Source organism: Micromonospora sp. DT4 (genome assembly GCF_049841675.1).
In the GTDB taxonomy this organism is placed as follows: Bacteria; Actinomycetota; Actinomycetes; order Mycobacteriales; family Micromonosporaceae; genus Micromonospora.
On sequence record NZ_JBNCKT010000061.1, the window covers coordinates 20,019 to 34,539 of the forward strand.

The following is a 14,521-nucleotide window of genomic DNA, read 5'->3' on the forward strand; positions in this document are numbered from 1 at the left end:
GCATGTGTCGCTATTTGTAGTCAGGTTCCTCATGATCTCCGGACATGCAATGGTCAGGGAGTTCTGAGGAGAATGCCCATGAGACGACGCCATTGTCGTATCCGACCCGCTACCCTCGCCGCAACCCTCGCCCTCGTGCTCACCGCGGCGCTCGTGCCCGTCGCCAGCGCCGTCCCGACCACCGCCCCCGCGACCGCCGGGTCGCTCACCCTGACCGCCGCGCCCGCCTCGGAACGGTGGAGCGCCGACCTGTCCGTCGTCGACCGGGACGACGTCAACGTCCGCCGTACCGCGGCCGGGCTGCGGCTCCGTGCGGCCCACCCGGCCGGACGCAGCCCCCGCAGCCCGCACAGCGCGCTCGCCGAGGGCATGCTGCTCACCGCCCCGCGCACCCTCGCCCGCCCGGCCACCCGGGTCCGCGCCGAGATCAGCGCCGACGTCCCCACCGGCGCGAGCGTCGAGGCGCAGGTGCGCGGGTGGCGGCTCAGCGGCTGGACCGAGTGGTGGCCGGCGACCGCCGGCGCGGTCTTCGACCGGCCGGTCAGCCGGGTGCAGACCCGGGTGGTGCTGACCGCGCGGGCCGGCGGGGCCACCGCGACGGTACGCACCGTCCAGCTCACCGCCGACGCGACGGCCGCCGTCTCCGCCGCCACGCCCGGACTCACCTACCGGGTGTACGCCACCCGGATCGGGCTGGTCGGCGAACTGACCGCCAACGGCCGCACCGTGCAGCCGCGCGACCACTTCGCGGCGCTACCGTCGCGCCGGGGTCTCTCGCCGCTCAACACCGGCGACTACACCGTGCGGGTCTGCACCACGACGGGCGCCCGCTGCGAGTACGCCCCGGTCTGGGACGTCGGGCCGTGGAACACCCGCGACGACTACTGGAACCCGTCCGCCGTCCGGGAGAACTGGAAGAACCTGCCCCAGGGGCGGCCCGAGGCGCAGGCCGCCTACCAGTCCGGCTACAACGGTGGGCGGGACCAGTTCGGGCGTACGGTGCTCAACCCGGCCGGCATCGACCTGGCCGACGGCACCTTCTGGGACGGCCTGCAACTCACCACCAACGCCTGGGTGGACGTCGCCTATTTGTGGACCGGCGGTGGGCCGCGCGCCGTGGTGGGCGACGGGCCGCTCAACATCCGCACCGGGCCCAGCACCTCGTACGCGGTCCGTGGCCTCGCGGCGCGGTTCGCCAACGTGCCGGTCCAGTGCTACGTCACCGGCCAGTCGGTCGCCGGCCCGTACCGCACCACCACCAGGTGGAACCGCCTGGCCACCGGGCAGTACGTCAGCCACGCGTACGTCTCGACCGTCTACGGCGGGGCCGTACCGGTCTGCTGAGTCGACCTCGCCTCGGCGGGCGCTCCTCAGGGGCGCTCGTCGGGGCGGGCGGGGCGCACCATGTCCTGGTAACGCGGGTGGCTCGCCCCGTACACGGCGTAGTTGAGGCGGGCGTGCGACAGGCTCAGGTCGCCGTTCGCGCCACCCCGCACGGCGTCGGCGTCGGCGTCGTTCTGACCGTCGTCGGTCCAGAAACAGACCGGGCAGGTCCCGCCGCCGGTCCGAGAGGCACAACAGGGACAGCCCACGGGAACTACGTGTTCACCCACCGGGGCAGCATTCCATAGTCGAATGTCACCCGGCCACCCGCAGGAGGTCACCCGGGCGTACCCCGAGGATGTCCACCGCCCGACCGCCGTTGACCGCCACCGCCACCCGGTCGGCCGAGTCGACGTACACCACGAGGGCCTGGTGTGGCGCGTCGCCGAACGTCCGTCCGCGCACCGCCACGTGGGGTGGCGTCGGCCCGGGCGGGCCGACCCGGCTGACCCGGGTGGCGGATAGCGGACAGCGCGGTGACCGACCGGCCTCTCGCGCCGCCCAGCGTGGTTGGGCAGACTGCGCCTGTGACACTTCGGAGCCTGCCCGCCGTCGGGGTCCTGCTGGTCGTCGCTGCCGTCATCGCCGGCTGCGGCCGTGGTGACGACACCGAGCCGTCGAGTGCGCCCCCCGGGGTCCCGTCCTCGGCCGTCCAGGCCACCGATCTGCCGAGCGTGCCGAATCCCTCGCCGGTCCCGTCCCGCACCGACGGGGCTGCACCGCCGCCACCACGGTCCGTCGCGCCGTCCACTGTGCCGTCGGCGCCGCGGCAGGGACCGGTCGAACGCCGGCCGGCCAGTCCGCCACTGGTGGTGCTACCCCAGCGCCCGGCGGGCGCGCCCAGTGCCCGGCAGGTCGTCGACGCGTTCAAGGCCTCCGGTCTACGGGTGACGCACCCGAAGGACCGCTCGGTCGACTGCGGGCCGGACGGTCTCGGGTTGGGCTGTGCCGAGATCGTCGCCACCGACGGCGTCACCGTCTACGTGTTCCCCGACGAGACCAGCGCGAGCGACATCGCCGAGACGTGGGGCGGCCAGTCGTACCGGCGCGGTGCCGTGGTGCTCAACTACCTCGACGCGAAGACACCGGCAGCCGACCGGCTCCGCTACGAGAAGGTCCTCAACGGGCTCCGCTGAGACTGCCAGACGCCAGACGCCAGACACCCGCCGGGCGTCGTGCGTCGGCGGTCGAGGGCATGGTGGTTTTCGCTGTGATGCCGGTGAGTCATCTTGATGACTCACCGGCATCACCGTCGCTGGGGTGGTGCCGGGCAGTCGCCGTCCCGCGTCACGGGGAGAGCTGCCCGATTGCCGTGCCGCTGTCCCGTGCGGCGGGTGGGCGACGCGCGTGGACGCCGCGCATCGGGTGAGCAACGCCCGGAGGCCGTGGGGCAGCTCAGCCGCGTGGGCGGAGGTCGCGCGGGGCAGCTCAGCGGCGTGGGGTGGGTCAGCCGCGCAGGCGCAGGCCGCGCGGGGTGGCCCGGAAGCCGGCGGCGGTCAGCGCGTCACGCAGCGGCGACGAGTGCACCGCCTCGCCGTCGGCCCGCTCGACCGATATCGCGCCCAACGCTCCGGAGTGGACGGCGTCGGCGAGCGCCTTACCGGCCGTCGCGAGCGTCTCGGTGTCGTCGGTGTAGGAGAGCAGGGTCCGGCCGCCGCGTTCCACGTACAGCACCAGGTCGCCGCCCACCTGCACCACCAGGGCGCCGGCCTTGCGGCCGGCCCGGTGTCCGGTCGCGGCGGTGGCGCCGTCGCCGGAGTCGACGACGCGTTCCGGCCAGGGGAGCGCCGCACCGTACGGGTTGGCGGGATCGGTGGCCGCGAGGACGCTGGTCGGCCCGCTGCGGCCCCGCGCGCCGTCGGTCGGCTCGGCCAGCGCGCGCAGCCGGTCCACCGCGCCCGGCACCGCGAACTGTGCCGCGCCGAGACCCTCGACGAAGTAGCCCCGACGGGCCGCGCCGCGTTCCTCCAGCGCCGACAGCACCGGGTAGACCGCCGAGAATCCGCCGACCACCTGCTCGGCCATGACCGCCCCCCGAGTGACCACCCCGTGCCGTTCCAGCAGGACGTCGGCGAGTGCGGCGGCCCGCCTGGTCGGGTCGAGATCCCGCTCGGGAAGACGCGACCAGCGGCCGGCGACCGTCGGTGGGCCGCTGCGGGTGGGCAGCGCCACCCGGCCGGGCCGCCGGTAGCGGGTGCGCGGCGCGGACGGGCGCGACCGGTGCGCCCCACCCGCGCCGAGCACCGCCCGCAGCGGGGCGAGCGTGTCGTTGGTGAGGTGCCCCGCCCAGACCAGGTCCCAGATGACCCCGGTCAGCGCGGCGTCGTCGGTGGCGCCGACCCGGTCGGCCAGCGCACGGAAGAACAGCGCCTGCCCGTCGCCGAGTGCGTCCAGCACCGCGTCGTGCAGCGGCGTACGCGTCAGCGCCTCGTCGGGCGGCGGGAGCAGCAGTGGCGCGGCCTCGGCGTACGCCAGGGTGACCCAGCCGTCGCCCCCGGAGATCGCCCCCGATCCGGCCCAGAGCACCTCCCCGCTGGCACACAGCTCGTCGAGTTGGGCGGGGGAGTAGTCGGCGACCCGGCCGGGCAGCACCAGCCGTTCCAGCGCGGACGCCGGCACGGCGGCGCCCTGCAACTGCTCCACCGTGGCCGCGAGCGCCTCCACACCCCGCGCGGACGAGCCGACCTGCTGCCAGCGGGGCAGGAACGTGGCGAGGGCCCGGGGTGGCACCGGCTCGATCTCCCGGCGCAGCGCCGCGAGGGATCGGCGGCGCAGCATCCGCAGCACCTCGGCGTCGCACCACTGGGCGCCGGCCGTGTCGGGTGTGAACTCCCCGGAGACGACGCGACCGGTGGCGGCGAGGCGGCGCAGCGCCTGCTCGACCACGAAGACGCCGAGCCCGAAGCGGGCCGCGCAGGCGGCGGCGGTGAACGGCCCGTGCGTGCGGGCGTACCGCGCCACCAGGTCACCGAGCGGGTCGGCCACCGGGGCGAGGTACGCCTCGGCCACCCCGACCGGCAGCGCCACGCCGAGGGCGTCGCGCAGTCGAGCGGCGTCCTCGATGCCCACCCAGCGCTGCTCACCGGCGATCCGCACCCGCAGCACCCGGCGGGCGGCCTCCAGCTCGCTCAGCCAGCCCTCCGGCACGCCCCGCTCGGTCAGCTCGGCGTCGCTCAGGTCGCCCAGCACCCGCAGCAGCTCGACCACGTCCTCCGCGTCGCGCGGGCGGCGCTGCTCGGTGAGCCAGCGCAGTTGCCGGTCGGTCTCGGCGAGCACCGCCGGATCCAGTAGCTCGCGCAGGTCGACCCGGCCCAGCAGCTCACCGAGGAGCGTGGAGTCCAGGGCGAGGGCGGCGGCCCGGCGCTCGGCGAGCGGGGCGTCGCCCTCGTAGAGGAACGCGCCCACGTAGCCGAAGAGCAGCGACCGGGCGAACGGCGACGGCGCGCTGGTCTCCACCTCCACGAGGCGGACCTTGCGGGCTGCGAGGTCGCGCATCAGCTCGGCCAACGCCGGCTGGTCGAAGACGTCCTGGAGGCACTCCCGGGCGGCCTCCAGGGTGACCGGGAAGTCGGCGTACTCGCGGGCGACGTCGAGCAGTTGCGCGGCGCGTTGCCGCTGCTGCCAGAGCGGCTGGCGGCGGCGCGGGTCGCGGCGGGGCAGCAGCAGCGAGCGGGCGGCGCACTCCCGGAAGCGGGCGGCGAAGAGCGCCGAGGTGCCGACCGACTCCTGGACCAGTTGGGCGATCTCGTCGGGTTCGAAGACGACCACGTCGGCGCCGGGTGGCTCGTCGGCGGTGTCCGGGAGGCGCACCACGATGCCGTCGTCGGAGGGCATCACCTGGGCGTCCACCCCGTACCGCTCGGCCAGCCGGCGGCCCACGGCGAGGGCCCAGGGCCCGTTGACGCGCGCGCCGAGGACGCTGTGCACGGCGAGTCGCCAGTCGCCCAGCTCGTCGCGGAAGCGCTCGACCACGACCGTGCGATCGTCGGGCAGCGAGCGGGTGGCCTCCCGCTGGTCGCGCAGGTACGCCATCAGGTTGGTGGCGGCCCAGTCGTCCAGCCCGCCCTCGCGCAGCGCGGCCAGCGCCGCCTCGTCGCTCAGCCGCAGCAGGGTGCGTACCCGGGCGCCGATGGCCCGACCCAGCTCCACCGGACGGCCGAGCTGGTCGCCCTTCCAGAACGGCATCCGCGCGGCCTGACCCGGAGCGGGGGAGACCAGCACCCGGTCGGGCGTGATCTCTTCGATGCGCCAGGAGGACGAGCCGAGCAGGAAGACGTCGCCGACGCGCGACTCGTAGACCATCTCCTCGTCCAGCTCGCCGACCCGGGCGGCCCGCTCCGCGCCGGCCAGGAAGACCCCGAACAGGCCCCGGTCGGGGATCGTGCCGCCGCTGGTCACCGCCAACCGCTGCGCGCCAGGGCGACCGGTGAGCTGGTCGCTGGCCCGATCCCAGACCAGTCGGGGACGCAGTTCGGCGAACGCCGTGGACGGGTAGCGACCGGAGAGCATGTCCAGGACGGCGTGCAGGGCGGAATCCGGCAGCTCGGCGAAGGGCGCGGCCCGCCGGACCAGTACGGCCAGATCGCCGACCTGCCACGGCTCTAGCGCCACCATCGCGACGATCTGCTGGGCCAGGACGTCCAGTGGGTTGCGCGGGTAGTGCAGCTCCTCGATCGCGCCGTCGGTCATCCGCTCGGCGACCACCGCGCAGGACAGCAGGTCGCCGCGGTGCTTGGGGAAGACCACCCCGCGGGAGACCGCGCCCACCTGGTGCCCGGCCCGGCCGACGCGTTGCAGGCCGGCGGCGACGCTCGGCGGGGCTTCGATCTGCACCACCAGGTCGACCGCGCCCATGTCGATGCCCAGCTCCAGGCTGGAGGTCGCCACGACCGCCGGGAGCTGGCCGGACTTGAGCGCCTCCTCGATGTGCTTGCGCTCCTCCCGCGAGACGCTGCCGTGGTGCGCGCGGGCGATCACCGGCGCGGCCCCGGCCGCCGCGCCGGACTGCGCCATCACCTCGGCCGGCGGCCGGTTGCGCGCCGGGCCGGCCGGGCCACCCCACCGCTGCGCGCCGGGCGTCGGGTCGCCGTCGGCCGCCGGCTCGTCGCCCGCCGACAACCCCTGCGGTACGACGATCGCGCCCCCGCCCGACGCGGGGGCGACCGCGGCGGTGGCCGCCTCCTCGGCGGCCAGCTCGTTGAGCCGCGCGCACAGGCGCTCGGCGCTGCGGCGGGAGTTGGTGAAGACGATGGTGGAGCGGTGCTGCCCGATCAGCGAGAAGACCCGCTCCTCGACGGCCGGCCAGATCGAGGCACGGCGTGGCCCGGGCCCGCCGAGGGCGTCCTCGGGTGGCTGCTCCTGCTCGTCGAGGCGGGTCATGTCCTCCACGGGGACCTGCACGCTGACCTCGATGGTCTTCGCCGTGGCCGGCTGCACGACGTCGACCGGCCGGGCGCCGCCGAGGAACCGGGCGCAGGCGTCGATCGGCCGGACGGTGGCGGAGAGGCCGATCCGTTGTGCCGGGGTGGGCAGCAACTCGTCGAGGCGTTCCAGGGAGAGCGCGAGGTGGGCCCCGCGCTTGCTGCCGGCCACCGCGTGCACCTCGTCGACGATCACCGTCTGGACGCCGCGCAGCGAATCGCGGGCGGCGGAGGTGAGCAGCAGGAACAGGGACTCGGGCGTGGTGATGAGGATGTCCGGTGGAGTGCGGGCGAAGGCCCGTCGCTCGTCGGCCGGCGTGTCACCGGTACGCATCCCGACGGTGATGTCGGGCGGCGGGACGCCGAGCCGGGTCGCTGCTTGCCGGATGCCGGCCAGCGGGGCGCGCAGGTTGCGTTCGACGTCGACGGCGAGGGCCTTGAGCGGGCTGACGTAGAGCACGCGGCACCGCTGCCGCGCCTCGGTCGGCGCGGGCTCGCGGGCCAGCCGGTCGAGCGACCAGAGGAAGGCCGCGAGCGTCTTGCCGGAACCGGTGGGCGCCACGACCAGGGCGTTACGGCCGGCGGAGACCGACCGCCAGGCACCGGTCTGGGCGGCGGTGGGTGCGGCGAAGGCGGCGTCGAACCAGGCGCGGGTGGCGGGACCGAACCCGCCCAGCACCTCGCCCTTGCCCACGGCTGCCCCGCTCATCGGTCCATCGTGCCCCGCCGGTACGACAACCACGAGCGGCCCACGACGGATCGTGCCGCGCTGTGTGGAAATTGCGCGTGATGCGCCATTAACACGTTAAGTCTCACTTAACTGCTTGCTTGCAAGGAGCAACATAAAGTAACTTCACCCGCAACGCGAACCGGGTGGGAGGGATCGGATGACCGGCGAGCCGCGACACGTCGAGCCCGGCACCGATGTGCTGATCCGCAAGGTCGACAGTCACCTCGCCACGCTCCGCGGCGGCCTGCACGGGCCCGAGCTGGAACTCGCCGAGCGTCTCGCCGGCTGTTTGCGGGAGTTGGTCGTCTCCACCGCCCGGGCCAGCGCCGCCGACCGGGGTCAGGTCCGCGTCGCCGTGCACTACTTCGTGTTGCGCCGGGAGAGTCGGGGGCGGTTGCTCTCGATGCGGTCCCTCGCAGTCGCGGAGCGGGTCGTCGCGAAGGTCGCCCGCCAGCTCGGCCGCGTCGACCTGCTGGCCGAATTGCGCCGGGGCGATCAGGACCTCGACGACGCGCTGCCCGTCGGCGACGCCCTGCTGCGCTGACCGCCACCCGCGTCGACTGTCCGCCAATGAGTCGCTGCCGCCCCCGCGTGCCGCCGCGCGGCAGGCCGCTGGCCGGTGCCGCCGCGCGGCAGGCCGCTGGCCGGTCAGCATCGAGACGCCGCCGGCGGCGGACGCGGCGCCGCAGACATTCGCACATTCGCGCCGCATAGGTGACTAATTCCGGCAAAACCGTCCACCGGGCGGGGATCTGGCGTGTGATCGGCCCTAGACGCCACCGCAGCACGAGCGTCGGCCACCTCGATCGGGAGTGCGAGTGCTGGTACTGCTCATCCTCCACCTCGTGGCGGCCCTCGTAGCTCCGCTCCTCGTCCGGTGGTGGGGTCCGCGCGCGTGCTATCCGCTGGCGCTCGCGCCGGCCGCCGCGTTCGGGTGGGCGCTGGCCCGTACCCCGGCCGTGGGGCACGGCGGCGCGGTGGTCGAGACGTACCCGTGGATCGGGCAGTTGGGCCTCGACATCGCGCTTCGCGTCACCACGCTCTCCTGGCTCATGACCCTGCTGGTCGGCGGCGTCGGCGCGCTGGTGCTGGTCTACAGCGCCCGGTACTTCGACGCCGACGCCCCTGGGATGGCCCAGTTCGCCGCCATCCTGGTCGCCTTCGCCGGCGCGATGCTCGTCCTGGTCTTCGCCGACGACCTGCTGCTGCTCTACGTCGGCTGGGAGCTGACCACGATCTTCTCCTACCTGCTGATCGGGCACAGCACCGAACGCCGGGCCAGCCGCTGGGCGGCGGCGCAGGCGCTGACCGTCACCACGCTGGGCGGGCTGGCCATGCTGGTCGGGTTCATCCTGCTGGGCGAGCACGCCGGCACCTACCGCTGGTCCGAGATCGCCACGCATCCACTGCCCGGCGGTGGCTACCTCGTCACGGCGGTGCTGTTGATCCTGACCGGAGCCCTGTCCAAGTCGGCGGTGCTCCCGTTCAGCTCCTGGCTTCCGGTCGCGATGGCGGCACCCACCCCGGTCAGCGCGTACCTGCACGCCGCCGCCATGGTCAAGGCCGGCGTCTACCTGGTCGGGCTGCTCGCTCCGGTGCTCGCCACGGTGGGTCCGTGGCGACCGTTGGTCCTCATCGTCGGGGTGGCGACCATGCTCGTCGCCGGTTGGGCGGCGCTGCGACAGAACGACCTCAAGCTGCTGCTCGCGTACGGGACGGTCAGCCAGTTGGGCCTGCTCGTCGCGGTGACCGGCGCGGGAACGCCGGAGGCCGCGCTGGCCGGCACGGCGATGCTGCTGGCGCACGCCCTGTTCAAGGCGGCGCTGTTCCTGGTCGTCGGCGTCATCGACCACGGCGCCGGGACCCGCGATCTGCGCGAGTTGTCCGGGCTGCGGCGCTGGTCCCGGCCTCTGTTCGGGGTCGCGGTGCTGGCGGCGGCGTCGATGGCGGGGGTGCCGCCGCTGGTCGGGTTCGTCGCCAAGGAGGCGGTGTTCGCGGCGTTCACCCACGATCCGGTGCTCCTCGCCGGGCTGGTCGCCGGAACGGTGCTCACCGTCGCGTACAGCGCCCGTTTCCTCTGGGGCGCGTTCGCCGACCGGTCGGGCGTCGAACCGGTCCCACCGGCGCCGATCGCCGCGTCGATGCTGCTCCCGCCGGCCGTGCTCGCCGTCGTCGGGCTGCTCGCCGGACCCGCCGCCGGCGTGCTGGACGGCCTGCTGAGTCCGTACGCCGAGCTGCTGGGCACCCTCGACGCGCACCTGACGCTCTGGCCCGGACCGACCGCGGCGCTCGGCCTGTCCGTGCTCGCGCTGGCCGGCGGCATCCTGCTGTTCGCGCTGCGCGGGCCGCTCGCCCCCGTGCTGGCCCGGCTCCGTTCCCCGGTCGGCGGCAATCAGGGGTACGAGTGGACCATCGGCCGGTTCGACCGGTTCGCCGTCGGGGTCACCGGCGCGACGCAACGGGGTTCCCTGCCGCAGTACCTCGGCATCATTCTCGTCGTCCTCGTGGTGCTGCCCGGTGGGGCGATGCTCGCCGCCGGGCCGTGGCGGGCCCGGCTGCCGCTCTGGGACAACCCGCTGCAACCGGTGGTCGTGGTGGTGATCGCGGTGGCCGCGCTGCTCGCCGTCGGCGCGCGCCGACGGTTGACCGCGATGCTGCTGGTCGGCGTGACCGGCTACGGCAGCGCCATGCTGTTCATCCTGGGCGGCGCGCCGGATCTCGCGCTCACGCAGTTCCTGGTGGAGACCGCGACCATCGCGGTGTTCGTGCTGGTGCTGCGCCGCCTGCCGCGGAGTTTCTCGGCCCGGCCGCTGCGCCGCAGCCGGTGGGCCCGTCGGGTGATCGGCGTCGCGATGGGCGTCGTGGCGGGCGGGCTCGCCCTCGTCGCGGCCGGCGCCCGCCGCGCGCCGGACGTCTCCACCGTCTTCCCGGCCCTCGCGGTGGGCGAGGGGTACGGCCGCAACGTGGTCAACGTGACCCTGGTCGACATCCGGGCCTGGGACACCATGGGGGAGGTGTCGGTGCTGGTGGTGGCCGCGACCGGGGTGGCCAGCCTGATCTTCGAGAGGTCCCGCACCGGGCCCAGGCCGCGCCGGCCGGAGTCCGTTGAGGCCGCCGCACCGCCCCACCGGCCCGTCTGGTTGCGGGGTGGCCCAACCCTCTACGAGGAGCAGCGTTCGATCGTGCTCGAGGTGGTCATCCGACTGATCTTCCACACGGTGGTGCTGTTCTCGCTGTTCCTGCTCTTCTCCGGGCACAACGCGCCGGGCGGCGGGTTCTCGGGCGGCCTGGTGGCCGGTCTCGCGCTGGTGGTCCGCTACCTGGCCGGCGGCAGGTACGAGCTGACCGATGCCGCCCCGGTGGGCGCCGGCCTCATCCTCGGCGCGGGGCTGGCCCTGGCGGTGGGTACGGGCACGGTGGCGCTGCTGGCCGGTGGATCGGTGCTGGAGAGCGCCAAGCTCGACGTCCCCCTGCCGCTGGTCGGTGACGCCCACCTGGTCACGTCGCTCTTCTTCGACATCGGTGTGTACCTGATCGTGATCGGGCTGCTGCTGGACATCCTGCGCAGTCTCGGCGCCGAGGTGGATCGGCACATCGAGGCCACGGGCACGGCGAGCGGCGGTCTGGCCGTCGACAAGGGTGACCGGCCATGACGGCCGGTGGCGCCGGGCCCACGTTGGTGTTGGTGCTCGCCGTCGCGGTGCTCGCCGGGTGCGGCGTGATCCTGCTGCTGGAGCGCAGCCTCACCCGGATCCTGCTCGGCGTGCTCCTGCTCGGCAACGGAGTCAACCTGCTGATCCTGCTGGGTGGCCGATCGGGTGGCGCTCCGGTCGTGGGCACCGGCCCGGTGGACCGGATGAGTGATCCGTTGGCGCAGGCGATGGTGCTGACCGCCATCGTGATCACGTTCGGGTTCACCGCGTTCCTGCTCGCCGTGGCGTACCGGAGCTGGTATCTCACCGGCGACGACGAGGTGCCGGACGACCTGGAGGACCGTCAGATCATCCACCGTGCCGAGCAGTACGAGGCGGCCGCCGTCGACCGTGGCGGGGAGGGCCCGGGCAGCGACCCGGAGCAGGTCGACCCGGAGCCCGCCCGCCGCCGACTACGACGCGGCAGAGGGGACGGCACGTCGTGAGCAGACTCCTGCCGCTGCCCGTGGTGCTGCCGCTGCTCGGCGCGGCGCTGACCCTGCTGCTGGCCAACCGTCCCCGGGTGCAGCGTACGGTCAGCGTGCTCTGCCTGACGGTGACGTTCACCGTCGCGGTGGTGCTGCTGGTACGGGCGTACCGGCACGGCCCGGTGGTGCTCGCGGTCGGCGGGTGGCCGCCGCCGGTCGGCATCGTGCTGGTGGCCGACCAGTTGGCCGCGCTGATGCTGGTGGTGTCCTCGGCGGTGACCCTCTGCGTGCTGTTGTACTCCATCGGCCAGGGTCGCAGCGAGACCAGCGAGAGCGCGCCGGTGGTCATCTTCCACCCGACCTATCTGGTGCTCACCGCGGGCGTCACCAACGCGTTCCTGGCGGGCGACCTGTTCAACCTGTTCGTCGGCTTCGAGATCCTGCTCGCGGCCAGCTTCGTGCTGATCACGCTGGGCGGCACCGAGACGCGCATCCGCACCGGCTCGACGTACGTGGTGGTCAGCATCCTCTCCTCGATGATCTTCCTGACCGCGGTGGGGTTGGTGTACGCGGCCACCGGCACGCTCAACATGGCGCAGCTCGCCCAGCGCCTCGACGGACTGCCGGACAACGTCCGGGTGACCCTGCAACTGATGCTGCTGCTCGCGTTCGCGATCAAGGCCGCGGTCTTTCCGCTGTCGGCCTGGCTGCCGGACAGCTATCCCACGGCTCCCGCCCCGGTCACCGCCGTGTTCGCGGGGCTGCTCACCAAGGTGGGCGTGTACGCGATCATCCGTACCGAGACGTTGCTGTTCCCGGGCGGCCAGGTCGACGACCTGCTCATGGTCGTCGCCGGGTTGACCATGGTGGTCGGCATCCTCGGTGCGGTGGCGCAGTCGGACATGAAGCGGCTCTTCTCGTTCACGCTGGTCAGCCACATCGGCTACATGATCTTCGGGGTGGCGCTGAGCACCGCGGCCGGTCTCGCCGGCGCGATCTTCTACGTGGTGCACCACATCACCATCCAGACGACCCTGTTCCTGGTCGCCGGGCTGGTCGAGGAGCGCGCCGGCAGCACCGACCTGCGCCGCCTCGGCGGGCTGGCCCGGATGGCGCCCCTGCTGGGTGTCCTCTTCTTCGTACCGGCGATGAACCTCGCCGGGGTGCCCCCGTTCTCCGGGTTCCTGGGCAAGCTCGGCCTGCTCCAGGCCGGGGTGGCGGCCGGTGGGGCGCTGCCCGCGACGCTGGTGGCGGCCGGGACGCTCACCAGCCTGCTCACCCTGTACGTGGCCTCCCGGGTGTGGAACATCGCGTTCTGGCGGGCACCCCGGATCGACGCGGACGAGCCCACCGTCCGGTTGCCCGCCATGATGGTCGGCGCGACGGTCGCCCTGGTCGCGTTGGGGCTGACGCTGACCGTGCTGGCCGGTCCGCTCTTCGACGTCACCGCCGACGCGGCCACCGACCTGCTCGCGCGTACGCCGTACGTGCGGGCCGTCCTGCCCGGCGGCGTGCCGTGACGGGCCCGCGCGGCACGCCCCCGACGGGCGCTGACCCGACCCGGGGCGGTCGACTCGGGCGTCGGCGGGACCAGACGCTGGCGCTGGGCTGGCTGGTGCTCGTCTGGAACCTGCTCTGGGGTGACCTCAACCTGGCGAACATCATCGGCGGCCTGCTGGTGGGCGGCGCGGTCCTGCTGTTCTTCCCACTGCCGGCGGTCACCTTCGGGGGTCGGCTGCGACCGGGGGCGCTGCTGGCGTTCGCGGGTCGGTTCGCCGTCGAACTGGTCACCGCGAGCCTGCACGTCGCCCGGATCGCCGTGCAACCCGGCTACCGACCCCGCGGGGCGATCATCGCCGTCCCGTTGCGGGTGCGTACGGACCTGAACCTGGCGCTCACCGCCGAGGCGGTCTCGCTGGTGCCCGGCACGCTGGTCCTCGAGCTGGACCGGGAGTCCGCGACGCTCTACCTGCACGTGCTGGACACCCACGGTCCGGCGGACCTGGCGCTCGCCCGGGACCGCACCCTCGACGTCGAGCGCCGGATCGTCCGGGCGGTGGGCAGCGCGGCGGAGCTGCGCCGCGTCGAACCCGGTCCCGTCGAGAGGGGAACCTCCCAATGATCACGTTCCTGGCCGTCATCCTCACCGCCCTGCTGTCGGTGACGGCGCTGCTCGCGCTGGTCCGGCTCTACCGGGGTCCCTCGCTGCTGGACCGGGTGATCGCCGCGGACATGCTGCTCGCCACCATGGTGGGCGCGGTGGGCGCGGAGGCCGCGGTCAACCGGCACGCCACCACGCTGCCCGTGCTGGTGGTGCTCTCCCTGCTCGGCTTCGTCGGATCGGTCTCGCTGGTCCGCTTCGCCGTCCGGGAGCGGTCGTGATGCCGGACGCGCTCGCGACGATCGCCGACTGGCTCGGCGCGGCCTGCCTGGTCGCCGGCGCGCTGCTCGCCCTGGCCGCCGGCATCGGCGTGCTGCGCTTTCCGGACGCCCTGTCCCGGATGCACGCGGCCACCAAGCCCCAGGTGCTGGGCCTGCTCCTGCTGCTGCTCGGGATTGCGCTGCGGCTGCGGTCCCCGGCCGACCTCGGCATGATCCTGCTGGTGGCGGTCTTCCAGTTGGCCACCGCGCCGGTCGCGGCACAGATGATCGGCCGGGCCGCGTACCGGTCCGGTCGGCTCGACCGCGGCCTGCTCGACGCCGACGAGCTGGCCGAGCGCGGGTCGACGGCCGGGCGTGGTGACGGCCGGTCCCAGCCGGGGTGAACAGGACTATCGGCGCCTTCGGCCCACCCTCAGAGACTGTCGGGTAACTGGACGGCTACGCAGTGAGAAGTCGTTCGGCGTTGATGCGTCGGGCGGCTTCGCG

11 protein-coding genes and 1 pseudogene are annotated in these 14,521 nt (G+C 73.8%); 9 read left to right on the plus strand and 3 right to left on the minus strand.

Going from position 1 to position 14,521, the window contains the following annotated elements:
- Positions 1 to 78: 78 nt before the first annotated feature.
- Positions 79 to 1,344, plus strand: a complete 1,266-nt coding sequence (locus ACLQ24_RS18045) for a hypothetical protein (RefSeq protein WP_425892892.1) — start codon at positions 79 to 81, stop codon at positions 1,342 to 1,344.
- A gap of 26 nt (positions 1,345 to 1,370) precedes the next feature.
- Here ACLQ24_RS18045 and ACLQ24_RS18050 read toward each other — a convergent pair whose 3' ends face one another.
- Both ACLQ24_RS18050 and ACLQ24_RS18055 read right to left on the minus strand, forming a co-directional pair.
- Positions 1,371 to 1,613: a CPCC family cysteine-rich protein gene (locus ACLQ24_RS18050; RefSeq protein ID WP_425892893.1), complete on the minus strand. Its 243-nt coding sequence runs from the start codon at positions 1,611 to 1,613 to the stop codon at positions 1,371 to 1,373.
- A gap of 25 nt (positions 1,614 to 1,638) precedes the next feature.
- A pseudogene (locus ACLQ24_RS18055) lies at positions 1,639 to 1,791 on the minus strand (SAM hydroxide adenosyltransferase); the annotation flags it as partial.
- A 119-nt stretch (positions 1,792 to 1,910) separates the two neighbouring features.
- On the opposite strand from ACLQ24_RS18055, the gene ACLQ24_RS18060 reads away from it, so the two are divergent.
- A complete protein-coding gene (locus tag ACLQ24_RS18060; RefSeq protein ID WP_425892894.1) occupies positions 1,911 to 2,519 on the plus strand; it encodes a hypothetical protein in 609 nt (202 codons plus the stop codon).
- A 310-nt stretch (positions 2,520 to 2,829) separates the two neighbouring features.
- On the opposite strand, the gene ACLQ24_RS18065 is transcribed toward ACLQ24_RS18060, so the two are convergent.
- On the minus strand, positions 2,830 to 7,512 hold the full coding sequence (locus ACLQ24_RS18065; protein WP_425892895.1) for an Lhr family helicase: 4,683 nt from the start codon (positions 7,510 to 7,512) through the stop codon (positions 2,830 to 2,832).
- 178 nt (positions 7,513 to 7,690) lie between these two features.
- On the opposite strand from ACLQ24_RS18065, the gene ACLQ24_RS18070 reads away from it, so the two are divergent.
- From ACLQ24_RS18070 to mnhG, 7 genes are all read left to right on the plus strand, one after another.
- A complete protein-coding gene (locus ACLQ24_RS18070) occupies positions 7,691 to 8,077 on the plus strand; it encodes a hypothetical protein (RefSeq protein ID WP_425892896.1) in 387 nt (128 codons plus the stop codon).
- Between the two features lie 274 nt (positions 8,078 to 8,351).
- Complete coding sequence (locus ACLQ24_RS18075) at positions 8,352 to 11,186, plus strand: Na+/H+ antiporter subunit A (protein WP_425892897.1); 2,835 nt, start codon at positions 8,352 to 8,354, stop codon at positions 11,184 to 11,186.
- A complete protein-coding gene (locus tag ACLQ24_RS18080) occupies positions 11,183 to 11,671 on the plus strand; it encodes a Na(+)/H(+) antiporter subunit C (RefSeq protein WP_425892898.1) in 489 nt (162 codons plus the stop codon). The genes ACLQ24_RS18075 and ACLQ24_RS18080 overlap by 4 nt, the downstream gene beginning before the upstream one ends.
- Complete coding sequence (locus ACLQ24_RS18085; protein ID WP_425892899.1) at positions 11,668 to 13,173, plus strand: Na+/H+ antiporter subunit D; 1,506 nt, start codon at positions 11,668 to 11,670, stop codon at positions 13,171 to 13,173. Before ACLQ24_RS18080 ends, ACLQ24_RS18085 begins: the two co-directional genes overlap by 4 nt.
- Positions 13,170 to 13,775 carry a Na+/H+ antiporter subunit E gene (locus ACLQ24_RS18090; protein ID WP_425892900.1) on the plus strand — a complete coding sequence of 202 codons (606 nt, stop codon included), beginning with the start codon at positions 13,170 to 13,172 and terminating at the stop codon, positions 13,773 to 13,775. Before ACLQ24_RS18085 ends, ACLQ24_RS18090 begins: the two co-directional genes overlap by 4 nt.
- Positions 13,772 to 14,035, plus strand: a complete 264-nt coding sequence (locus ACLQ24_RS18095; protein ID WP_425892901.1) for a monovalent cation/H+ antiporter complex subunit F — start codon at positions 13,772 to 13,774, stop codon at positions 14,033 to 14,035. The genes ACLQ24_RS18090 and ACLQ24_RS18095 overlap by 4 nt, the downstream gene beginning before the upstream one ends.
- Positions 14,035 to 14,418: a monovalent cation/H(+) antiporter subunit G gene (gene mnhG, locus ACLQ24_RS18100; RefSeq protein ID WP_425892902.1), complete on the plus strand. Its 384-nt coding sequence runs from the start codon at positions 14,035 to 14,037 to the stop codon at positions 14,416 to 14,418. Before ACLQ24_RS18095 ends, mnhG begins: the two co-directional genes overlap by 1 nt.
- Positions 14,419 to 14,521 lie beyond the last annotated feature (103 nt).